Annotated in this window: 21 protein-coding genes; 16 read left to right on the forward strand and 5 right to left on the reverse strand. The window is 37.9% G+C overall.

Features of this window, described 5'->3' with window-relative positions:
- From B3E92_RS19320 to B3E92_RS19370, 11 genes are all read left to right on the forward strand, one after another.
- Positions 1-834, forward strand: an 834-nt coding sequence (locus tag B3E92_RS19320; RefSeq protein ID WP_349676670.1) for a type IV toxin-antitoxin system AbiEi family antitoxin domain-containing protein, incomplete at its 5' end; no start/stop codon positions are given.
- A complete protein-coding gene (locus tag B3E92_RS19325; RefSeq protein WP_286897974.1) occupies positions 827-970 on the forward strand; it encodes a hypothetical protein in 144 nt (47 codons plus the stop codon). The genes B3E92_RS19320 and B3E92_RS19325, both read left to right, overlap by 8 nt.
- Positions 971-993: 23 nt before the next feature.
- On the forward strand, positions 994-1,749 hold the full coding sequence (locus B3E92_RS19330) for a nucleotidyl transferase AbiEii/AbiGii toxin family protein (RefSeq protein WP_286897975.1): 756 nt from the start codon (positions 994-996) through the stop codon (positions 1,747-1,749).
- A gap of 372 nt (positions 1,750-2,121) precedes the next feature.
- Positions 2,122-2,694: an RNA polymerase sigma factor gene (locus tag B3E92_RS19335; RefSeq protein ID WP_070570504.1), complete on the forward strand. Its 573-nt coding sequence runs from the start codon at positions 2,122-2,124 to the stop codon at positions 2,692-2,694.
- Between the two features lie 62 nt (positions 2,695-2,756).
- On the forward strand, positions 2,757-3,815 hold the full coding sequence (locus B3E92_RS19340) for a FecR family protein (protein ID WP_286710169.1): 1,059 nt from the start codon (positions 2,757-2,759) through the stop codon (positions 3,813-3,815).
- A gap of 10 nt (positions 3,816-3,825) precedes the next feature.
- Positions 3,826-7,149, forward strand: a complete 3,324-nt coding sequence (locus B3E92_RS19345) for a SusC/RagA family TonB-linked outer membrane protein (protein ID WP_070565773.1) — start codon at positions 3,826-3,828, stop codon at positions 7,147-7,149.
- Between the two features lie 12 nt (positions 7,150-7,161).
- Positions 7,162-8,616, forward strand: a complete 1,455-nt coding sequence (locus B3E92_RS19350) for a RagB/SusD family nutrient uptake outer membrane protein (protein WP_070565771.1) — start codon at positions 7,162-7,164, stop codon at positions 8,614-8,616.
- Positions 8,617-8,618: 2 nt separating this feature from the next.
- Entirely contained in the window at positions 8,619-9,074 is a 456-nt protein-coding gene (locus tag B3E92_RS19355) for a hypothetical protein (RefSeq protein WP_070565769.1), read from the forward strand.
- 5 nt (positions 9,075-9,079) lie between these two features.
- Complete coding sequence (locus tag B3E92_RS19360) at positions 9,080-11,887, forward strand: M16 family metallopeptidase (RefSeq protein ID WP_070565767.1); 2,808 nt, start codon at positions 9,080-9,082, stop codon at positions 11,885-11,887.
- An 84-nt stretch (positions 11,888-11,971) separates the two neighbouring features.
- Positions 11,972-13,744, forward strand: a complete 1,773-nt coding sequence (locus B3E92_RS19365; protein ID WP_070565775.1) for a hypothetical protein — start codon at positions 11,972-11,974, stop codon at positions 13,742-13,744.
- Positions 13,745-13,812: 68 nt separating this feature from the next.
- The gene (locus B3E92_RS19370; protein ID WP_286897976.1) at positions 13,813-15,294 is read left to right on the forward strand and encodes a calcineurin-like phosphoesterase C-terminal domain-containing protein; all 1,482 of its coding nucleotides are present in this window, start codon (positions 13,813-13,815) and stop codon (positions 15,292-15,294) included.
- A 136-nt stretch (positions 15,295-15,430) separates the two neighbouring features.
- On the opposite strand, the gene B3E92_RS19375 is transcribed toward B3E92_RS19370, so the two are convergent.
- Together B3E92_RS19375 and B3E92_RS19380 are read right to left on the reverse strand one after the other, a co-directional pair.
- Entirely contained in the window at positions 15,431-15,664 is a 234-nt protein-coding gene (locus tag B3E92_RS19375) for a hypothetical protein (RefSeq protein ID WP_217493531.1), read from the reverse strand.
- Positions 15,665-15,693: 29 nt separating this feature from the next.
- Positions 15,694-16,089, reverse strand: a complete 396-nt coding sequence (locus B3E92_RS19380) for a hypothetical protein (RefSeq protein WP_286710171.1) — start codon at positions 16,087-16,089, stop codon at positions 15,694-15,696.
- A 285-nt stretch (positions 16,090-16,374) separates the two neighbouring features.
- Here B3E92_RS19380 and B3E92_RS19385 point away from each other — a divergent pair, with 285 nt between their 5' ends.
- The 4 genes from B3E92_RS19385 (at position 16,375) to B3E92_RS19400 (ending at position 19,108) form a co-directional block, all read left to right on the forward strand.
- Positions 16,375-16,818 (forward strand): nuclear transport factor 2 family protein, encoded by a 444-nt coding sequence (locus tag B3E92_RS19385; RefSeq protein ID WP_286776788.1) that lies wholly within the window; start codon positions 16,375-16,377, stop codon positions 16,816-16,818.
- A gap of 412 nt (positions 16,819-17,230) precedes the next feature.
- Positions 17,231-17,380, forward strand: coding sequence for a hypothetical protein (locus B3E92_RS19390; RefSeq protein WP_175441986.1), 150 nt, complete (start codon positions 17,231-17,233; stop codon positions 17,378-17,380).
- A 66-nt stretch (positions 17,381-17,446) separates the two neighbouring features.
- Positions 17,447-18,268, forward strand: a complete 822-nt coding sequence (locus B3E92_RS19395; RefSeq protein ID WP_070565763.1) for a HipA family kinase — start codon at positions 17,447-17,449, stop codon at positions 18,266-18,268.
- Positions 18,269-19,108, forward strand: a complete 840-nt coding sequence (locus B3E92_RS19400) for a hypothetical protein (RefSeq protein ID WP_070565761.1) — start codon at positions 18,269-18,271, stop codon at positions 19,106-19,108.
- 96 nt (positions 19,109-19,204) lie between these two features.
- On the opposite strand, the gene B3E92_RS19405 is transcribed toward B3E92_RS19400, so the two are convergent.
- On the reverse strand, positions 19,205-19,432 hold the full coding sequence (locus tag B3E92_RS19405) for a hypothetical protein (protein ID WP_139144978.1): 228 nt from the start codon (positions 19,430-19,432) through the stop codon (positions 19,205-19,207).
- 1,175 nt (positions 19,433-20,607) lie between these two features.
- On the opposite strand from B3E92_RS19405, the gene B3E92_RS19410 reads away from it, so the two are divergent.
- Positions 20,608-20,994 carry a nuclear transport factor 2 family protein gene (locus tag B3E92_RS19410; RefSeq protein WP_286897978.1) on the forward strand — a complete coding sequence of 129 codons (387 nt, stop codon included), beginning with the start codon at positions 20,608-20,610 and terminating at the stop codon, positions 20,992-20,994.
- A 108-nt stretch (positions 20,995-21,102) separates the two neighbouring features.
- On the opposite strand, the gene B3E92_RS19415 is transcribed toward B3E92_RS19410, so the two are convergent.
- Both B3E92_RS19415 and B3E92_RS19420 read right to left on the reverse strand, forming a co-directional pair.
- Positions 21,103-22,338, reverse strand: coding sequence for a hypothetical protein (locus B3E92_RS19415; RefSeq protein ID WP_201639599.1), 1,236 nt, complete (start codon positions 22,336-22,338; stop codon positions 21,103-21,105).
- Between the two features lie 44 nt (positions 22,339-22,382).
- Positions 22,383-22,997 (reverse strand): Crp/Fnr family transcriptional regulator, encoded by a 615-nt coding sequence (locus tag B3E92_RS19420; protein ID WP_070565754.1) that lies wholly within the window; start codon positions 22,995-22,997, stop codon positions 22,383-22,385.
- Positions 22,998-23,241: the final 244 nt, after the last annotated feature.

The raw sequence follows: 23,241 nt of genomic DNA on the forward strand, positions 1-23,241 counted from the left end.
TATCGGCGTTTTTCGCCGATAAATTTAAATAGTTTAAACATGAAGATGTATTCTCAGAGAAGGAAAGATGTGTTAAAATTAGTGCCGGAGGGAGCTTTGGTTACCAGATCTTGGCTACAGCAGAATGATCTCACAGGCCATGCGATCGATAATTTATTGAAGAGTCGACTATTGGAAACTGTGAAAAATGGAGTATATAAACGTGAAGGGGCAGAAGTGGAATGGGGGGATATTGTCTATTTCCTGCAGAAACAGCTAGATACAGATCTAACCATTGGAGGCCTATCGGCTTTAGAACTTCAGAAACTGACCCATTATCTCCCGATGTCTAATCAACGCTTGATTCATTTATATGGCCGGGATAATCTTCCCATATGGATAAATAACCTTACAACAGGGATCAAATTTCTTAAGCATAGTTCTGGCTATTTATTTGGTAATAGTTTTGAAGATGAAAGGCCGCTAGCATTACTTGAGTTTACTAGAGCTTTCAGTTGGAAAAATACAAAGGAAGGCTTACGTATATCCATTCCTGAAAGAGCTATTTTGGAAGTGATGAATCAAGTTCCCCAAAATATATCATTTGAACATGCGGATGAATTAATGCAAGGATTAAATACGCTTTCTCCTAGGACACTCCAAAGATTATTGGAACTGTGCACAAATATCAAAGTTCGCAGGCTTTTCTTTTACCTTGCCGAGCGTCAAAATCATACCTGGTTTACAAAACTTCAATCTGAGAAAATAGATTTTGGATCTGGTAATCGTGTGATCGTCACAGGTGGGAAACTAAATAAGAAATATAAAATAACTGTTCCTGATTTTTATGAGTAAGAAAGAAGAATATGCCGAGCAGGTCCGTTTTTTGATCCGATTGTTACCTATAATCGATAAAGAAGACTGTTTTGCACTTAAAGGCGGTACGGCTATTAATTTGTTTTATATAGAGATTTGCCAAGGCTTTCCGTAGACATCGATTTGTTGTATCTGCCAATGGAGGATCGCGACGCCTCTCTTGAAAATATCAGACCTGCATTAGCGAGAATAACAGATTCCATAAAGAAATCGATTGCAGGTGCCCAAGTTCAAAATACAACACTACAACAGGATAATTCTTTACGAATAATAGTTTCACTTAATGATGTTCGTGTTAAAATAGAACTATCTCCTGTTATACGTGGAAGCCTTTTCCCAGCTGTCAGAATGGAAGTGCGACCGCAGGTTGAAAAAGAATTTGGTTATGCTGAAATGCTAGTTGCATCACACCCAGATCTGTATGCTGGTAAACTTTGCGCTGCCCTAGATCGTCAACATCCCCGTGATTTGTTTGATGTAAAACAGTTATACGAAAATGAAGGATTAACGGAAGAATTACGAAAAACATTTCTTGTATTTTTAATAAGTCATTTTCGACCGATGGCAGAACTGCTTAATCCAAACCGAAAAGATATCTCAGGTATATATGAAATGGAGTTTGCGCAAATGGCAGAGAATGAAGTTTCTTTAGAGGAGCTACTTTCTGTACGGAAGAAACTGATTGCAGATATCAACAAGGAGATGACTGATAGTGAACGTAAATTTTTACTCTCTGTCAAAAATAAGACACCTGATTGGGCACTCTTAGGATTGGACGCAGCTTTAGTCTCGGAACTTCCTTCAGTGAAATGGAGATTAATCAATTTAAATAAAATGTCAGAGAATAAACACGTGACCGCTTACAAAAATCTAAAAGCTGTCCTATATTCTTAAAGTCAAGCTGAATAGGAGAGATATGGCTTTTTTACGTCAAAAGGGCCAGATTCTCATCAGACCCTTTCTCTTAGCGTTTACTTGTACAGTAATTTTTATGTTTCCTATCGTTTCCTCTTTTTTGTTTCGTCATCCAATGTTTTTAAAGACAATTGGATTTCACCGTACGACGCCAATTTTTATGTTGAACCTTTCTTTCGAAAGGCAGCTTGTAGCCGTTTTGTATGGTAAGAACAATACTCCATTTGAAATAGTTTTATAAGATTGACCTGTTTTGTCTTGCTAACTATCTTGTTTTCTTTTAATTATTGTTGTAGTTTTGGTGTCTCACATCGAACTGTTTTGCCGTAATGAGATAAAACGAGGCGAAAAATGAAAAACAACTATAGTTCACTCGAAAATTTAACTTTACAAAAGTTAATACGGGCTGGAGACCAAGAAGCATTTAGGATAATCTATGAAAGGTATTGGGACAAAATATTTGTGATTTGTAATAACCGGCTCCCACAGAAAGATATTGCGGAAGATCTTTTACAGGATATTTTTATTTCACTTTGGAATAATCCCAAACTCGAAGAGGTTCAAAATCTTGAAGCTTATTTATTTCAGGCAGCCAAGTTTTCTATAATTAAATATCTAAATAGATCTTCAAGAATCGATTTTGTTGATCCTAATTCCTATGGATTATTGGATCGTGTGGGAGAGCTTGGCCTGGACGATGCATTATACACCAAAGAACTTCAGCAACTTATTTTCCAAGAGGTAGAGCGCCTGCCGGAGAAAACAAAGATTATCTTTAATTATTCCCGTATAGATAATTTGGACAGTAGAGAAATCGCTGAAAAACTAAATATCTCCCATCGAACTGTTGAAAATCAAATCAGCAAAAGCCTAAAACATTTAAGGATTTTTATAAATAATTTAAAATCTTTGTTATTTTTTTAATTTTTTAGCGTGCGTTGCTCAGCACTTATGGTACTTCTATATAGACCACAAGTGTTAATCATATGAAGACGCAACAAGAAATTAAAGAAATCATTTCCCGTATTAACCAGGGAATAGCCTCTGAGGAAGATATTCTACAATTCCAGCTTTGGTACAATAGTTTTGACGATAGTGAAACAATACTCGATAGTAATCTCTCGACTGTCGAATTTAAAGATAAAAACTGGGCAGAGATTAACCGACGTATTGCTCCCGCCAAAATATCCAGGTTGCAATGGGTATGGCGAGTTGCAGCTGCACTACTGCTGCTCTCTGCAGCTGCAGTCTGGATCTGGTCAATTCAGCAAAAGGAAAATAATAATGAAGTTTTTAGATCGGCGGCATGGATCACAGATACTTCAGGCCAAACTGAAGAAATTAATAGCAGTTTACATGATTTTTTAGATTCGACAAGATATGTAGATCTCAAAGAACATCATAATTTAAGAACCTTGGCAACAGCTGCAGGAGAGTTTACCAAAGTTATTCTCCCCGATGGCACTAAAGTGTCTTTGAATGCCGGATCGAAGATCGTCTTGTCCCCAGATTATGGCAAGGCGGCGCAAAGGACAATTTCATTGGAAGGGGAGGCTTACTTTGAAGTAGTAACAATACCTGGACGCAGTTTTGTCGTAAAAACAGCAGATCAGCAGATCAGAGTTCTCGGTACAAAATTCAATGTCAGAGCTTATCCTAGTTTTGATAAAACAATTACCACACTACACGAGGGGAAAATTGAGCTAAGCAATGGGAACCAAAATGTCATATTGCAACCCAATAATATAGCTGTCAACAAAGATGGAGCTTTGTCTCTTCAACGGATGGCGAAGCTAGAGAAAGAGGCATGGCGTAAACTAGATTTTGAATTTGATAATGAATCCATTAAGACTGTACTTCATCAACTTAGCCAGTGGTATGGTTTTGAGCTCTCTTATCAGTCTTCTGTTCCTAATCAGTATATCTCTGGTAAAATAATAAATGGCACAAAAACCTCAGATGTGCTTGAGATTATGAAAAACTTAACGAATGGGAATTTTCAGATGAAAGGCAAGGTCCTCTATGTGAATTTCGCAAATAATTAACCTTAATACAATGAATGAAAAATTATTTAAACGAAGCCCGGCTTTTTTAAATCCGGAATTGCTTTCGGTTAAACTAACCACCTTAATGACAATTGGGCTATTGTCTTGTAGCATACAGCAAAGTTTCGCACAGCGAATTCATATTGATACAACTAAAAAGCCACTTAAAACAGTGCTAAAGCAGATAGAAGAGCAGTCAGGTTATTCTTTTGTTTATGACGCAGGTATTGTAGAAAATACTGCTATGATTCAGATTTCACTTGATGAAGACGGAATTCAAGCTGCATTGTCGAAATTATCCAAAGAGCTTAATGTTGAATATAAGATTGTTAATAAAACTATTACGTTAACTCGGATCAAAGAAAAGGAGGGAACAATCTTGTTGAAAGGACGTGTGTCCATCGATGATCAGGATGGTAAATCTCCTTCATATCAAGCTGGTGTCAGTGTCGCGATCAAAGGAACTAATAAAGTTACCAGTACTAATAATATCGGCGAATTTAGTTTGGAAGTACCTATGGAGGCGACTATTGTGGTCAGTTACATCGGTTATAAATCCAGAGAAATTCCTGCTAAAGATATCAGAAAAAACCTAGCTATCGTGCTCCAAAAAAGTATGGATTATCTAGATGAAGTAATTGTAACAGCATATGGTACCAAAGAAGCGAGAGAGAACCAAACAGGATCGGCTTTTACAATTACAAGAAAGGACCTGGATAATAGGCCTGCGCTCCGATTAGATGCTTTACTGGAAGGTGTCGTTCCTGGGGTCGAATTTAATTCACAAGATGGGGGTACAAATAGTTCTGCAAGATCACGCTATAGCACTAGAATACGTGGCGAAGCATCTACCGTTGGCGGTATAACATCAAATGAGCCGTTATGGGTCGTGGATGGTGTGCCTTTGTATACTGGCGGAACGACTAATTCAATTCCTGGGATGCAAAATTCGATCAGTCCATTGACATATATAAATCCGAATGATATTGAAAGTGTCACCGTACTTAAGGATGCCAGTGCAACGACAATTTATGGCGCAAATGGATCCAATGGTGTTATCCTGATAACAACCAAACGAGGAAAAGGAGCCCCAAAACTTTCTTATTCATTTCGGACAGGGATAAATAGACGGCCGTCAAGTCATCTCAACCAACTGAATGGTCGCCAATATTTAAACTTGGTGAAAGACATGGGTATGGTTGATCAGTTGGGGAAAATTGATACCACACAGGATACGCGTTGGGCAGATGTTTATAATCGTACTGGTTTTACTAATCTCCACAGCTTAGGACTGTCGGGTTCAACAGATGCTGTTCATTATTTCCTCTCAGCCAATATCTATGATGAAAAACAGACGATTATCGGTAATTCTACAAAACGTTATGATGTGCGTTCAAACGTAAGCGGGAATGTCGGCAAACGCTTGGTTTTGAACAGCACACTTGCTGCTTCTTATTCTAAAGATGATATGTTCAATCCGGGCAATGCTTATTTTCAGTACAGCCCATTGATTAGCCCATTTGGTCCAAATGGTGAGTATATTGAGCGCGATCCAAATGGCGGGCTTTTGCAGGGTATGCCGGGTTTGATCGATCAAAATGAACAAAAACAAGCAACCGCACATGTTTTGGGAACCTTAGGATTTACTTATCAATTATGGGATGGATTAGTCTTTACAAACCTCAATGGTGCAGATTTTACCAGCGCCAATGAAGATCAGTACTTTTCGATGTATAATTATACGGGCTCTTCCAGCAACGGTGAGGCCTACCGAGGACAATCACAGGTTTTAAACTTAATCAGTACAAATACCCTAGCATTTAAACGTACTATTTTTAAAGGTGACTTTGATGTTGTACTGGGAACCGAAGCACGAAAAGAAGAACGTAGATCTGTTTCTGCCACGGGAACTAATTTTCCAAATGATTATATCCGAGAAGTCGGCTTTGTATCCACAGATAATCGTCTTGGGACAACGAGTCGCGATAAACAAACGTTACTTTCCTATTTTGGGCGTGCCGGCTACGTATATGATAAACGTTATGCAATAAACTATACCTATCGAAAAGATGGCAGTTCCAATTTTGGTAAAGATGTAAAATGGGGAACCTTTAGTTCTGTCGGTGCGGCCTGGACTGTTAGTAATGAAGATTTTTGGCCCAAAAATAAGATCTTAGATTTCTTGAAATTTAAGGTGTCCTATGGGAATAATGGTAACTCTCGATTTAATTCAGCTTATGCTAGTGGCATTTATAAATACGATTCCAATTATAGCTATGGAGGGAATTCTGGAACGACGATGTCGAGAGGTGTGAATGATGGACTGAAATGGGAAACAACAAAAATGCTCAATACAGGGATAGATTTTAGATTGTTTGGTCGGTTTAATGTGGCTGCCGAATACTATCGAAATGTTACCCACGATATGATTGATGATGCCTACGTATCTATGGTTACTGGATTTAGACGTACTTATCAGAACGTCGGCAAAATGCAAAATACAGGTTTAGAGCTGAGTGTTAATGGAGCAATACTACAAAAGGAAAACTTTAACTGGAATGCCACTTTTATTTTATCGTCAAATAGAAATAAAGTGTTGCAGTTAAATGAAGATATTGACCGTGTTTCGGGCAATACGATCATGAGAAAAGGATATAATTCCCGCTCTTACTATCTTGTGCGTTGGGCAGGTGTGGATCCTTCTACAGGAGACCCGATGTGGTATGATTTGGACGGCAATGTGACTAAAGTGTATAATACAGAAAATCGTGTACTTGTTGGGAATTCAACACCGCAATATTATGGAGGACTAACGAATTATATTAATTACAAAAACTGGAATTTTTCAATTTTCTTCAAATATTCAAAAGGGGGCTATTATTTTGATCAGGCAACTAGAAATAATGGATTGGATGGTCTTAATATTTTGAGTGGCAATCAATCCATTGATATGCTGAATTCTTGGTATTTTCCGGGCCAACTGGCTACTTCTCCACGACTTTCAAATACAACAACCTCATCTATTATGAACTCCACCCGTTTTTTATTGGACAAAACATATCTTAAGTTAGATAATATCAGTTTGGGATATACTTTTAATAGCGGTCTAATTCGCAAATTAAAATTAGATCATATTTCAGTTACCGCTATGGCAAGTAATATTGCGATGTGGACTCCATATTCATCTAAAAAAGGATCAATAAAAAATTATGAATCCTTAGCTAAACAGTTTGGCGTAACAAGTGGAAGCGTAGTTGACAATACCTATGCAAATATGCTTTCAGAATCTAGTCGCGTGCTTAATTATTCATTGGGTATCAATATTGGTTTTTAATCAGAATTTAATATGAAATTATTTAAATATACAGTAATTGCATTATCATTGACGCTTGCGAGTTGCGGTAAATCATTTTTGGAGGTTGAACCCATAGGGCAACTCGGCAAAGAGCAACTATTTTCTGATCTGAATGGTATGCGGGATGCACTTGTCGGTAGTTATAACCTGACCTCACGTTTTTTTCAGTCACAATATGGGATATATGGCGATTTAAGAGGCGATGATGTACAGCGCATCACAAATGGTACGCAAAATTATATGTTAACGGACTATAACTATACTTTTGATGAAGAAGATGGAACTGGTGGGACTTTAGCCATTTGGTCAACAGGCTATGAGGCGATTAATAATATCAATAATATTATTAACTCTGCTGAAACGGTACGTAAGTCACTAAATGGCAGGTCTGACGATTTTAATAGCTATATGGGGCAGAGCCATGTTTTGCGCGGACTACTATTTTTTGCGTTGGCAAATGTTTATGCACAGCATTATACGTATACAGCGGATGGAAGTCATCCGGGAATTCCTATTCCTACAGTAACACCATTACCGAGTGAGCGCGTGCCTAGGGCAAGTATGAAAGATACCTATGCGCAAATCATAGCTGATTTAGAACAAGGAATTACCTTTTTGGAAAATTCCACAGCAAAGACTAAGATATATGCTTCAGCAGATGCCTCAAGGGCTCTTTTGTCCAGGATATATCTATACATGGGACGTTATGAAGATGTGATTAAGTACTCATCGTTAATCCTGAACGATGGAAAGTACAAATTGGTGAATGCCGAAGATTATAAAAATATGTTCATTTCGGATAGTCAGTTTTCAGATTTTAACAGTATTAAATCTGAAGTGATCTGGCAACTAAATCTGAATATTAGATCTTCAAATTTTATGTCAAGTTTCTATTCCGATAGAGTTGCGTTTTTAGCCTATCCTTCGGATAATTTTTTAGATTTATTAGCCACAGATGACATCCGTAAATCAATGTTTGAACTACAGTCAAGCCCAGAGAGGTATATGTCTCTTAAGAATGGGAAGTATTCAACAACAAGTGATCTGAATTGGCCGGTCAACTTTAAAGTGATCCGTTCTGCCGAACTCTATTTAAATAGAGCGGAAGCATATTTTCATACCCAACAATACAATTTAGCTATTGAAGACTTAAAAACCATTAGAGCGAGGGCGCTAGGTAAAAATACTGCAGACATTATTGTCGAATATAGTACTCCGAATGAATTATTGGAATTAATAAAATTGGAAAGACGCAAGGAATTGGCTTTTGAAGGCCAACGTATCTACGATATCATGCGTTATAGAGAATCATTGGATCGTGGGGCTGGATGTAACTCGGCAAACTGTTTGATAAAATATCCAAATGATTTGTTTATTCTTCCTATTCCCAAATCAGAATTAGATGCCAATAAATCCATTACTCCCAATCCCACTGTAAATAAATAAAAATGAAAAATATCCTATTTTTAATGAGTTTCATCTCCCTGCTATTTTTAGCTTGTAATAAAGAATTGGAAACTCCATATGATCATCCTTTTTTCTATATCCACCAAAATAACGTTTCGGAAATAACGGTGCAGGCCAACAGAAATGAGTCGGTTGACTATAAAGTTTATTTCAGTACAAAAACACAGTTTGAAGCCATAGAATTGGATTATGAAGTGGTAGCAGGCGAAGGGCTTAAAGCTGGCGTAGATTTCGAAGTTGTTAATACAGGTTCGTCGCTTCTGTTTAAGCCAGGTGTCGTAGAAATGCCTATAAAAATACGCTGGATTAATCATCCGATAGAAGAAGGTAAAGACAATACGTTGACTATTCGTCTGCTCAGAAGTGATAAGAATATTACACTTGGGCTACCCGGCCCTGATCATAAACAATCTAGTCTGAAAATTACTAAAATATAGAACATATGGATATTCTGAAAAAAACAATAGGGATATTTAGTGTTCTTCTTGTATCATTCATACAGCTGAAAGCTCAGGACCTTAAACAGGATCCAAAACTGGTGCGCGGAAAATTAAAAAACGGTTTTCAGTATTTTATTTATCCTAATAATACGAATAATCAGCAGACTGCTATACAGCTTTTTGTCAATGCCGGCAGTCTACAGGAGGAGGACGACCAGTTGGGATTAGCGCATTTTGTAGAACACATGGCTTTTAATGGCAGCAAGCACTACCCCAAAAATGAAGTGATCACCTACTTGGAGTCTTTGGGCGTAAAATTCGGAGCTGATTTAAATGCACACACCTCCTATGATGAAACGGTTTATAAAATTACGATCGATAGCAAGTCGAAGGAAAACTTAGAGAAAGCTCTTGATATCGTTAGTGACTGGGCATTCAATCTTAGTTTCGATTCTTTGGAAATCGAAAAGGAACGCGGCATCATTATAGAAGAATGGCGGACCAAGGAAGGCCTTTCTGCCCGCCTAAGCGATCAGACCCTACCTTTGATTTTTTCTCATTCCCGTTACGGCATCCGTAAACCGATTGGTACGCTGGATATTTTGCGTAATTTTCGTCGACCGACACTGGTAGATTTTTATCAAAAATGGTATAGGCCAAACTTAATGGGGTTGGCTGTCGTAACAAACCAAGATCCAAAAGCAGTTGAAAAGATGATCAAAAAGCTTTTTGGAAAAGCTAAAAATAGAAAACCAGAGGCAAAGCGCATTTCATACAGCCTCGCAAATCATACAGATACACTTTTTAATATCTATACCGATAAAGAGGCCAATAGTATTGACTTTAGTTATATTGGGATTTTGCCAGCCAGCAAAGCTGTTAAGACCGAAGCCGATTTTTTTGAAAATTTAAAACGTAGTACAGTAAATGCACTTTTAAAGAAAAGATTTGATCGAATTGCCCAGTTAGACGACAGTTACAAAAGTGCTTCCATGTCGGTCTCTGATCTTTTATTGAACAATGGACTTTCTGTTGGTGGAGCTACCTTGTACGAGGGGCAGATCAAATCTGGAATTTCTAAATATTTGAAAGAACGCGAACGTATTTTGCGCTACGGATTTACCTCTTCGGAACTGTCTGATTATAGAGAGCAATACAAAAGACAGCTTCAACGCGCGCCAGAGAACAAAGAACTGAATGCCAATATGATGTTGAGCCAATTAAAAGATGTCTTTTTTACTGGCCAAATATTAATGGATAAGGAAGCCCGTAATGGGCAGATATTACGTGATCTAGATCGACTCGATTCTTTAAATCTCCTGCATCATCTCCAAGGTTATTTTAAGCCAGGAAATACAGCTGTGATGCTAACCGCTCCTGAACGCCTCATGGCAGAGGTGCCCAACGAAAGTGTTTTGCGCCAGTTGTTCGCAGAGTCCGCCCAGGCAGATTTGAAGAAATGGACAGATCATATTGAAATACCCCAGCAATTGTTGAGCGATCTGCCTATATCCGGTAAAGTGATACAAAAGAAACTGATCAACGAGGTCGGTGTGACCGAATGGCAACTTTCCAATGGCGCCAGATTTTTTCTGAAGAAAAATGATAGTAGAAAAAATCATATTCAACTAACAGCCTTTAGAAAAGGCGGTTTTATTGCTATGGACAGCTCCGATTATGTCAACGCTGTGTATGCCAAAAATATAATTGGAGCCAGTGGTGCGGGGGCATTTACGCGGGCGGCATTAACAAAATTTTTAAATGGAAACTCAGCGTCGGCCACGTTTATGATAGCGCCAAATCGAGAGGGACTGTCGGCTTCAGCTAATCAAAAGGATATCAAGTCTATGTTTGAGCTGATTTACCTCAAATGGACTCAGCCTCGTGTCGATGAGAAAATTTTTGGAAGCATCAAAAAGCAAGGGTTAGATGCCGCCAGGAATAAAAAATTCAATGTGATGGATGCCTATAATCAAGCGATCAATAAAGCTATAGGGGCGGACGATTTGGATGAAAATACACTTTCGGTCGAACGCATTGAAAAGGATCTACAGATCGATCGTATTGTACCAGTATTCAAAGAACGTTTCCATTCAGCTAAAGATTTTGATTTTGTGCTCGTCGGTGATTTTGATATAGATAGTATTCAAGCTTTTGTAGAACAGTATATAGCGGCACTTCCCACAGGATATTACCGCAGTGAGCAGCGGATCCCAGCTTATAAACAACGCCAAGATCAAGAAATTGTCCAATATGCAGGTCAGGCCGAAAAGGCCACGGTTAACTTGTTCTATCAGACCACTTCTACACATTATGATTACCCTGAGATACTAAAAAATGAACTTTTGGAAAATGTGCTCAAGGTTAAACTCCGAAAGAATTTGAGAGAAGAGCAGTCAGGCGTATATGGCGTAGGCGTTAGTGTCAGTGCAACTTCTGAACCGACCGATTTGATGCGTACACGTATTAATTTTACCTGCGAACCTTCAAGAGCAGAGTTTTTGATCGGACAAGTTCAGATTGAGCTTGATAAAATCATAAAAGATCCGTCTTACTTTGTTGAAGAACTCAATAATGCTAAAGTGCAAATGCACCAGGTATACGACAAACAATTTGGAAAAGATACATTTTGGAGTGCAGAACTGCGCAACCATATTTATTATGGCTTTGGAACCTGGTCATTTTTTACCAGTTATAAGCAAATGCTTGATCAGATAAAAGCTGCAGACATTGCAGATTATGCTAAACAGAAGCTCAATAAAGCCTACAAAGTAAAAGCGGTATTATTACCCGAAAATTTAAAGAAATAATTCATACAGATGAAATGGTCAGCGACATTTCAGACAAGTCTGATAAAGATAAGACCTAAGCTTCATCATCATAAAAATATAGGGATGAAAAAACACTATTGTTTAATATTGATCACAATGATCTTTAGTCAGTTTCTTCTCGGATGCAAACAGGATGCATTACTTGCAGATAATGTACAGTTGCAATCCTTTTCTTTTGACCCAGCAAGCAATCCGGGCCTTAAAGATGCAGTATATGGTACCATCGAAGGACAGCATATTTCTATTCGTGTGCCCAACTCTGTCGATATTACAAAAGCAGTACCTTCCTTTAAAGGTACGTCGGAGAAAATGGTTGCATACGTTGGGAAAAATATTCAAGAATCTGGGGTTACGGCCGTCGATCTTTCCAAAGCAACGGTCTACCGTTTTGTGACACCAAACGGAATGTCGGAATATAGCGTTTCGGCACAAAAGTCGGGATCTATTCTTTCCTTTGGTTTCTATGCAGCTGATAATCCAGATTATTTGTTTCGCGATTATCCCGCTACAATAAGCAAACTTGATATCAAAGTAGATCTACCTGTAGATGCCAATATCACCAAGTTGGTTGCCCGATATACTGTCAACGAAGGCACAGTACTGAAGTCCAATGGTGCAGATTTCAAAAGCAAGGAAACCATTTTAGATTATTCCAATCCCCAAACCCTGACATTGCAGGATTTGGAAAGCGGGACATCTGAAAATTTTGTTGTTCAGGTAGGCAGGCTGACAGCACCTGTGTGGACAGCGATGCAGCTTCCAGACTTTTTACAAATCAACAATGTTGCGGAGGCAGGGCTTGAAATTAATCCAATAAATAATCAGCCGTATGTATCCGTTCAATTTTCCGGCAGTACAGATGATTTACGAAAAGGGCTTATTACCGCGTTCAATAGTGAAAGCAAACAGTGGGAGACTTTAGGGAATGAATCTGGCTTTACGCCAACAAGAGCCGATTACATTTCGTTAGATTTTTCGAAACAAGGGATTCCATATGTTGCATTTAGAGATTATACGGCAGGAGCTAATGCACAATATGCATCATTAATGAAGTATGAGAATAATACCTGGTCATTTGTAGGCGAGCAGCAGGGATCTTTCAACAGGGTGAATTATTTAACGTTAAAGTTGGATGACAATAATGTGCCTTATCTAGGATATGTGTTCTCACGTGCGTCTTCTCCTTACCCTAGCCGTGGTACATATGTTGAATCGTTACGTAATGGAAAGTGGACGGGGCAGTCCTTTGCACAGTCAACTACAGGCTGGTTTTCAAAAATGTTTAAAGGACGGGATAATAAATTGTATTATGCCGTCATGGATTTAACAAACGGTACAGCAAGCCGTAAACCTTCTGTATATAGGTTTGAAAATGGTGCATGGAATTTGGTCGGGAATGTTAATGTAGGACCTGCAGAGTCAAATTCAGGAGGTATCAATATTGATCTTGACGTAAAAGAAGACGGTCAAATTTATATGGTTTACCAGTCCAATTCACCGGCTTATAAAACATTTGTTATGCATTGGAATGGGAGCAGTTGGAAACAGTTGGGTGACGGTATCAGCCAAACGACCAGTAGCTCCGCAAACCGCGACAATGTGGCGATCCGTATACACCCCGACGGTCGGATTTTCTTGGCATACGGAGACGCAATCAATGGAATAAAGGTCTGCACCTACAATGAAGCTACAGGAAACTGGAATACTGCAGTGCAGGTTTCACCAGAAAATGGAAATAAATTTGTGATGCAGATAAGTGATCAAGGAATACCTTATTTGATCACAGTGATAAACAGCAAAGCTGCCCTTTTCAAATACGATATTCCCGGATTATAACATAGTTCAGGTCACGGTCGGATGTATAAAATTATCTGACCGTGACTTAGCTATCAGCAATGAACAATATGATTAAAAAAATAAGCATTATCTGGATCTTGGGATTACTTTTTGTAATAAAGGTCACAGCCCAAGTAGCAGTAGCTAAGAAAGTCTTGATTGAAGGACATGCTTTTGAAGACAAAAATAACAATGGCCTTTTGGATAAAGGAGAGAAAAGGCTTTCTAAAATTCGGGTATCAAATGGTATTGATGTGATAAGCACCGATAAAACCGGAGCATATAGCTTTGAAGCTAAGATTGGTCAATCCATTTTTTCTATCACTCCATCTGAATATGTATGGGCAAAGGAAAATAAAATAGGAAATGCAAATGCATATTACCTCAATCCTAATCATACTATTTCCGATACTTTGGTGTTTGATATACCATTAAGAAAGAGGAAAAATATCCCTCTCGAATTCAATATTGCCGCCATTGGAGATGTGCAGGTGAGCGATCAGGAGGAATTGGAATTTGCGGCCAAAAGTATATTTTCCGAACTTATAGAAAGGAAGGATATTGATTTTAATCTTGTTCTGGGAGATTTAGTCAACAATAATATGGAGATTTTGCCTGAGGTGGGGAAAATGATCGATGCGCTGCCGATGTCATCCTACACAATGGTCGGCAACCATGATCGGAACGTTGTCAATCCGGATTATATGAACGACCGTTTCAATGCTGTTTTTGGAGCTGATAATTATGCTTTCAATTATGGTAATGTACATTTTATCGTGTTAAACAATGTGTTTGCTACAGGCAAAAATTCTTATGAAGGAAGATTAGCTGATGAGCAGTTGACATTTTTGAAAAATGATCTTTCCTATATTCCAAAAGATGCTTTAGTAGTGCTTAGTCAGCATATTCCTATGGCTTTTACACGAAATAGGACGGAGGTACTTCAACTGTTGGCTGATTATAAAAATGTATTGATTTTGTCTGGACATACCCATCAGGTGGATCGTTATTTCTTTAAAAATAAAGCGATACAGGAATTGGGTGCTGGTGCAACCTGTGGTAACTGGTGGCGTGGTGAGAAGGATGCCAAAGGAGTTCCGGATGCCAGGATGCTGTGCGGTAGCCCAAGGGGGTATTTTGTGATCAATATTAAAAACAATAGCTATTCGTTTCAGTTCAAAGCCGTAGATCAGGATGCTAAAAAACAAATGCATATTGCTGTTAGAGCGGGCGTATTGCTAGCAAATGTTTTTGGAGCGGCAGACAGTACGAATGTCATGGTACAGATAAATGATGGAGAATGGGTCAGGATGCGGAAAAGTAAAAGTGTAGATCCCTTTGTATCCGATATCATCGAAAAAAATAATCAAAAAATCTATCCCACTTTAGGTAGCACGGCGAATCCTTTACGAAAGCGGGCCTCTGGTCATCTTTGGGAATTTCCGTTGCAAAACGTAAATGGTGATAGCATAAAAGTGATCCGGATTAAAGCGGAGGATAACTATGGCTTTTTAGTTCAAAATGAATTTACCGAGTTTTTTTCGCAGTAGTTATACAAATTATTCTTGCTATATGTCCATAGCTTATCTAAAAGGGTAGGTTTGACCGTAGAAGACACTATAGTTTTCATATGTTTTAAGTTTAGTTTAGAAGCCACGTCGTGAGATGTGGCTTTTTTTGGATAGCTTATTTACCTAATGCCTTGACGATAGCCACGCCCACGGCCTTGGCTGATTGAGGTTTCTGGCCGGTGATCAATCTGCCGTCAATAGTAACATGCGACTGCCATGGTTCGGATTTTTCATAAATCCCACCTATTGCCTTTAGCTTATCCTCTAGTAAAAAGGGGACGACATTGCTGAGCTTTACAAGCTCTTCCTCCTCATTGCTAAAGCCATTGACTTTTTTCCCTTTTATCAAATATTCGCCGGTGCTCAGTTTGATGTTGGTTAAGCCTGCAGGTCCATGACATACAGCTGCGACAAGCCCATTTGCCTCGTATATCTGTATATCTTGCTGGCAATCTTTGCGATTGATGAATCGAAAGGAAGATCCCACATCGCACCATTTCCTCCGGCATAAAAGATAGCTTTATATTCTTCAGGTTTTACCTGAGAAGGTTTGAGTGAATGGGTGATTTTACTGTGATAGTATTTATCCTCCCAGAATTTTTTGTTAACGGGATCATTTAGGTCAAATCCAACCACAGGTGGATTTTCACCCTGTGGGCTAACGAAATCAATCTCATATCCGGCAGCTGTTAAAACCTCCCATGGATGCGAGACTTCCCCGAGATAATAACCTGTTTTTTCGCCTGTATTGCCTTTTGTATCGTGACTAGTCATTACAAATAGAATTTTTGGTTTTTGGTTTGTTGCATAGCAATGCGTTACTATTAGGATTAATAAAGCGGAAAATATTCCTATTTGCCTAAAGAGTCGTTTTGCTTTCATATCGATTTGATTTTCTTCTTGTTGGAACAAATTTCTTGATTTTGACCTCCCTATTCCCGCCATTCACCGAGTTTTCCCGATTGTTGGTCTAAAGTCAATAGGCTGGGGGCCTAATGTGTTGTAGTTTTGAGTCAACAAATAAGAACAACAGAACTAACACAATAAAAAAAAGACATTATGAAAACGCTAGTAAAAACATTCGCAGCAGCAGCTTTAATCGCAGTATCTACTTTCGCTATGGCAGCTGAAGGACCTGGAGCAAAAGCAACAAAAGCTAACATTAACCTTTCTACAGCAGACTTCGCTTTAGAGCACTATGTTGCGGTAATGACTGCAGGCGAATCAGCAGGCGTAGAGCAGTTATTCGCTGATGATTTTAATCAAAAGATCCAAGCTACAAATGCGCAGTCTAACAGCCGTAGCGAAGTGGTTAAACTATTGAAAAAACAAAAAGGCGAAAAGCTAAACTGTGCAGTAAGCACAGACATCATCGAGGAATCGGCAGACTATATGGTCGCTAAAGTGACTTTGAAATTTGAGACCTTCACAAAAACAGATTTAGTTACCTTGGAGCGTGTGGGCAATGACTGGAAAGTATCCAAATCAATCAATTCGTATTAATAGTATCTAATAACTAGTGGTTTGTCAGTTCAGGCAGACTACAAACCACTAGTGAATCATATGTTTAAGTTTAGTTTAAAGGCCAGGTGTAATCGGTAAATCAGAATGGTTCTTCGCCAATTTTGATGCAATTATCCAGTTTTTTTTGGAAGATAAGCTCTGTAAAGAACTATTTTCTCCTATCTTTTTTTATAGCACCACGATAGTATCGTTTTACTTCTTTTGCAACATTCCATACTTTAGTAACACTACATTTGCTGTTAGCGTTTAATTTATTAACAATCAACTTGCACTGTTACATTGGTGGTGTAATAGTGCAAATTGATTGTTATTGTATGATCAATAAGATTAGAGGGGGAAACGGTATTGCCTGCCTAACAATTAAAAGTATGTCTGTTTAGGGCTATATCTTATGGAAGATCATATATTTTCGCTATTCACAGAGTTTTTCCAACCGTTAATGAAAAATACGTTGAATCTTGGTAAGTTAAAGTTAAAACGTTATCTTGCGGCACTATTTATGGGAGCCAATTATTACTTTAATGTTGATCTGAAAGATTGATTAATTAAGTGTGATAACCTAAAATAATATAAAACTTTATCTCAAATAGGTCGATCAATAAAGAACATGGTAACATTGCAAACAATTGAAGAAATTCATAGATTATTTCCTACTATGGGGAGCAGTCCGGCTTTAGTGACCTGCGATGATTTTCGTGATTGGGTATGTAAATATGACAGGTCACCACTTAATCTTTTCAATGAACTTATAGCAGCAAAGTTTGCCCAAATTTGGGAATTAATGACCCCCGAAGTATGCTTTATTCAAGTGAAACAAGATCATGTCCCACTTCAAAAATTTCCTCAATTACAATATGACTTTTTTAATAAGGAATGTTTTGGTTCATTATATCTAGAAGATTCCAAAGAGATTGACCTTACTACAGTCTCGCTCTTTAAACAAAAAGGTTTTATGGATAAACTTGGCAATAAAGAAGATTTTTTAAAAATAGCATTATTCGATATTTGGCTAGCCAATGAGGATAGAAATCATAATAATTTTAATTTATTGTTGCATGCGTCATCTGAAAAACTTAACTTTCTGTACGCCATTGACCATGTCAATATTTTTAATAGTAGTTTTCTCGATTATGGAATAGCTGAATTAACAGAGGATGATTCCATCATAAAGACCGAGTTGGCTAAAATTCTTTTTGGAGGAAAACGCAAGTTACCAGCGATCGTAGAAAATCTTGTGCAAAATTTTTACCTTTGTACCTCAGAATGTAAAGAGAGGTTGGATGAGATAATAGCTTTAGTGCCGGATTCTTGGAATTTAAATACGGAAGACCTAAGAAAGAGGATTCGTAAGAATGTATTTACAGAGGATTGGAACGAAACTTGCGTCAATTATTTTAGAATGTTTATTCAATCTTTTATCGTCAATTAAATGAAAACAATATATTCAATATTATCCATTACACTGAATACGGCCTTGGAAGAAAGGATAAGTATCGGTACGTTAATGTCTAATGGTACAGAAAGTATGTTTAAGTTTTCTTCTGAAAAATTATTGGCCATTAAGAGTTTGCTTAGTTCTGAGAAGTATAATTTGGTTAAAAACTATTTGAAATCCTTAGAGAACGATATTCACCATATTAGTCTGGAGAAGATAAACACTATTTCTCAAAAGAATGTTGAATGGACTCAGTTTGGTTATCTTAGTTACTTGTCAAATTATGCGAGCAATCTAGTCCAATTTTCAGAGCCTAAAATTATCGATATAGAATTTACACAAAATAACTTTAAACGACTATTTGAAAAGTATATTTTCACTTATGCACAAGATGCTGAGTATTCTACATCTCAAATGATAGTTGAACAAGTGAAGGAGAATCTTTATCCAAAAATAAATACTCGCGTTAATTTAGATATCACGTTGGACTCGAGTAATTTTGAAAATTTGTTTGCACCTATTGAAGTGAATTTTCTTGGTATAAATGGTATGCCAGTAGCGGGTCAGACTATAGACTTCTCCAAGAAGCATTATTTTCTTGAAAATGACGTTACTCGATTTGTTGCATTGACTAAGGTGATTGAGTTAGCAGAAAACAAAAGAGGACAGTTTTATATTCTAGGCCGCGAACCTGAAAATAGTGATGTGAAAAACCATCAGCTATGGGAACAGATTCGTGATTCCGATATTTTGGAATTTGTTGATGCAGATGAAACCGGTATTGTCGAAGAATACATGGAGTCGCATGATGTGCGCCCCTATTTTAAAAAATAATATTCGAATTTCTGTTTATTTAAATCTTATGATTTCAGGAGCTCGTTTTCAATTTCGAGAAATATTGAAATCATAAGATTTACAACTTTTAATTATTTAGGATCCCGTTATCCCATTAGCGAAAGTATCCACAAAGCCAACAATCTTATTTAAGATCCGATCGCCAATTTCTTTGAACTTTAGGACGCTAGGCCTTCCGTCAGCACGAAGAGAAAGAACTTCTTTACGAAGTGGAGGATAACGTAGTGAGTGGAGCTCAATTAGAATAATTAAGTAGAAAGAATAGATGAATTTAGGAGAAGAATTAGGAGAAAGATCAAGCATGAACGCTTTTTTAAATACGTTAACGTCATTTTTAATCGAAATGTTAGGAGTAAGATAAGTAGAAAGAATGGTAATAAGTTCATTAAAAAGAGGAGTTTTTTGGTGATAATTTATCTGATCCTTGTCACAAATATTTACAAAATTTGTGACAATTGTAGCTGTTTTTTAAAGGTATAATATTTTGTATTTTAGATTTTTATGTTTGGTTTTGGTTCTCTATTTTACGCATAGTGTTTCGCTGAACAGTGCCTTTAACTTTAATAATATCCATCAGAGCATATAAGTAGAAAGTTTATGCAATTTTAGGAGAAGAATTAGGAGAAGAGATTAAAGGAATAGAGTTGCTATAATGCTCGTACAATAGGCTGTGAGATGTTTTACAAGGAAAAATGTAAATATTTTAGGGAAAGAACTAGGGAAAGATTGGAGAAGAAGAAGTAGAAAGAAAGTAGAAAAATTAGTAGAAAGATAGTAGTATCGCCTTGTTTATAGATCTTGAATGCACTTGAGTTGATCGTTTAGTTCAATCACACCTTTCCCTACAACAGCTCATACAACGAAGCGTTGATAAACTGGATCGCCTTAGTTTTCCTCTTACCATAGCCTGCATGGTTATGACCAAAGACATGTTATCTCGGTGGTCGCTCCAACACGAACTCACGGATTTCGTCGCTGCACTAGGCATTATTTGCTAAAAACTGCTAATTAGGGATGAGTTTAAATAACTTTTACAGGGGTTGTGTTCGTACCTGCTTCGTATAGCCTTCGAATCAGGACATGTAGGGTTCGATTGTTGACCAGTATCTGAACAGTTTTTCCCTGTACAGAGACTGGACAAGGTCTGTTGGGTGTCTGTACAATATCTATTGATGATCCGAACGTGGTACGAATCTGATACGAAGGAGACTTACCTCCCTATTCCTGCCATTCACCGAGTTTTCCAGAGCGTTAGTCTAAAGCCCGTAGGCTAGGGGCGTATTGTGTTGTAGTTTTGAGTCAACAAATAAGAACAACAGAACTAACACTATAAAATAAAGACATTATGAACCATCATGAGTGTATTCAAAGGACACTCATGATAGCTTTATCATCAAATAAAAAACAAATAATTTCGATAAAAAACGCTAGTAAAAACATTCGCAGCAGCAGCCCTAATCGCAGTATCTACATTCGCTATGGCAGCTGAAGGGCCAGGAGCAAAAGCAACAAAAACAAACGTTAACCTTGCTACAGCAGATTTCGCTTTAGAGCACTATGTTGCGGTAACTACCGAAGGAGAATCTGCAGGTGTAGAACAATTGTTCGCTGAGGATTTCAACCAAAAAATCCAAGCTTCCAATGCACAGAATCACAGCCGTAACGCTATTGTTAAATCCTTGAAAAAACAAAAAGGCGAGAAGCTGAACTGTGCGGTAAGCACCGAAATCCTTGAGGAGTCGGCGGATTATATGGTAGCCAAAGTGACGTTGACGTTTGAAAACTTTACCAAAACAGACCTAGTGACTCTTGTACGTGAAGGTAATGACTGGAAAGTATCTAAATCGATCAATTCGTATAAATAAGAGCCATCTCAAATAAATATATAAATGTTGTAGAGCCATGTCGAGAGATGTGGCTTATTTTCTAGCTATTTCATGATCGATCATCTCTCATGGCTTATGCTAATAGCATCATTTGCGTAATTGGGTTTGCGTGATCCTGTAGAGGCTGACAACAATAATAGCTGCAGCGACCGTCAGCACATGATGTGTTCCCCTGATAGAATAATGTATAAATCCACCGAGCCCCTGCAACATTAACACAAATTCATTCAAAAAGATTCCAACAAGTAAGCCATAAACGCCATAGTGAATGCCTTTTTCGATTTTTAACATACAAATCTGAAAAGCATACCCAATTAAAAAGAGTGATATTACCACCAAAAGGACGAGGTGAAGATAAGCAATAACAATTGGTCGAAATCCATAAGCTTGTTGGCTCAGAGCAGGTATGACCGATATGCCTTGCAATATCAGTTTGAGAAAAATGGCAAACAGGACACATAACCAAATTTTAGATGTATCGGGGCTTAAGCGGAGTGAAATATTGCTTCGGACCAGTCGGACGACTCGTTGTGCTAATGTTCCCCACAGGACAAATTGCAATCCGACTGTAATGACTATAATAATATATAGCCACAGGGGTAAACCCTTCCACCATAGAACAGATAAGAAATAGGTTGGTATAACAGTCATGACATACACGAGCGAAAAACGCGGACTTATTGGTATTTTACCAGTACGTTTATACAGCCAACTGGCAAACAGAGCAATACAGCCAAAGAAAAACCAGCCATTATACTGAAAATGAAGATAAAAATAGACTGATGCAAGCTGTTTTAATGGATCCAGTTGGTGGCTCACTTTGAGATATGCCAGAAAATAGGTCCCTAGTGAACTAAATATATTGAAAAATAGTGCCGACTTAATTAAGATCGAAATGGCCGGAGGAAGCGTCGATGATTTAAGATCCCGCACTAATTGAAAGCAGAACCAATAAGAGACAAGTATCGATAAAAAGGATAATATAATCGAACATAGGCTATAGCCAGCAACTGAAAAGGAAATAAGCATGCCTATCGAAACCGTCCAATTAGCCCATAGGATATGCTGATATTTCCTGCACAAAATCTGATTGGTTTTTATTCCCAGAACGGTCATTATGAGAAAAATCATAAGAGCTTGGGATACCCAGGCGGAAAAAGCAAAATGCGAATGCGCATGCATGAGGTTTTTCTGGTCGATCCAAGGAATGGGAAATAAAAATTTTAAGCGCATAATCAACCCGAAAATACCTACAATAAGTAAATTGAATAGGGTGATGACGATCCATTTCCTGATACTTAAATAGCTACTGATTTTATTCATACATTGATTTCTTTCCGATAGCTGAAACATCGTTGTTTCAAGCTTCAATCAATAATACCATCGGCCGGAACAAAAACTTTTCCGCGGATAATGTTCAATTTATCTTCCTTGTCCATTTGCTTCATTGTCCGGATGATTGTTTCTACTCTTAACCCGGTCATATTAGCCAATTGTTGGCGCGTAAGCATAAGTCGGTTGCATTCCTGACAAACGAGTCTCTTGCTTTCATTTAACTTTTGGATCAGATTGGAGAGGATCTCCTCCGGTGAACGATTGTAAATTAATTTGATCATAAAGAGTTTAAAGTGTAGTTCGCGCGCCATCTTTTGTGATACCAAACGATGTAGGTTGCCATATTCATGTATGATTTCGATGAATTTTTTCGAACTGATCTTCAGTAATGTACATGAACTGTCGGTAATTGCCGTCACTGTATAAACGCCATTGTCCAATATCGCTACTTCTCCAAAGCCCTCATTGGCACAGATAACATTGTGGAGGACCTCCCTACCGTCTGATAAGAAATTAGAAAGACGAACTCGCCCACTTAACAACTGATAATAAAATGTGGCCATGCTATCCTCATGAAAAAGTATTTCGCCAATATCGGCATGTAGGCTGCTCGCTCCCTTTTCGAGAAGTATTGCGGTTGGAATCATCGTTCTATATAAGTTAGTTTTTACTACACAGCGTAAAGATATAGTAGTGTCACAAAATAGATCTTGATGTTGATCACGGGAATGAGTGATGAAAATCAATATGGTGTTAATGTGCTTATATATAGTGTTTTATTGTTTTTGATTGATGGTTTGTTCTCACCGGAATCATTTTATGATTTGCCTCATAAAATGGCTACACGCTTCGATAATACCTTTGGATTAAGTAAAACACAATCAAGTTTGA

This window comes from Sphingobacterium sp. UBA6317 (genome assembly GCF_002440385.1).
Classification (GTDB): domain Bacteria; phylum Bacteroidota; class Bacteroidia; order Sphingobacteriales; family Sphingobacteriaceae; genus Sphingobacterium; species Sphingobacterium multivorum.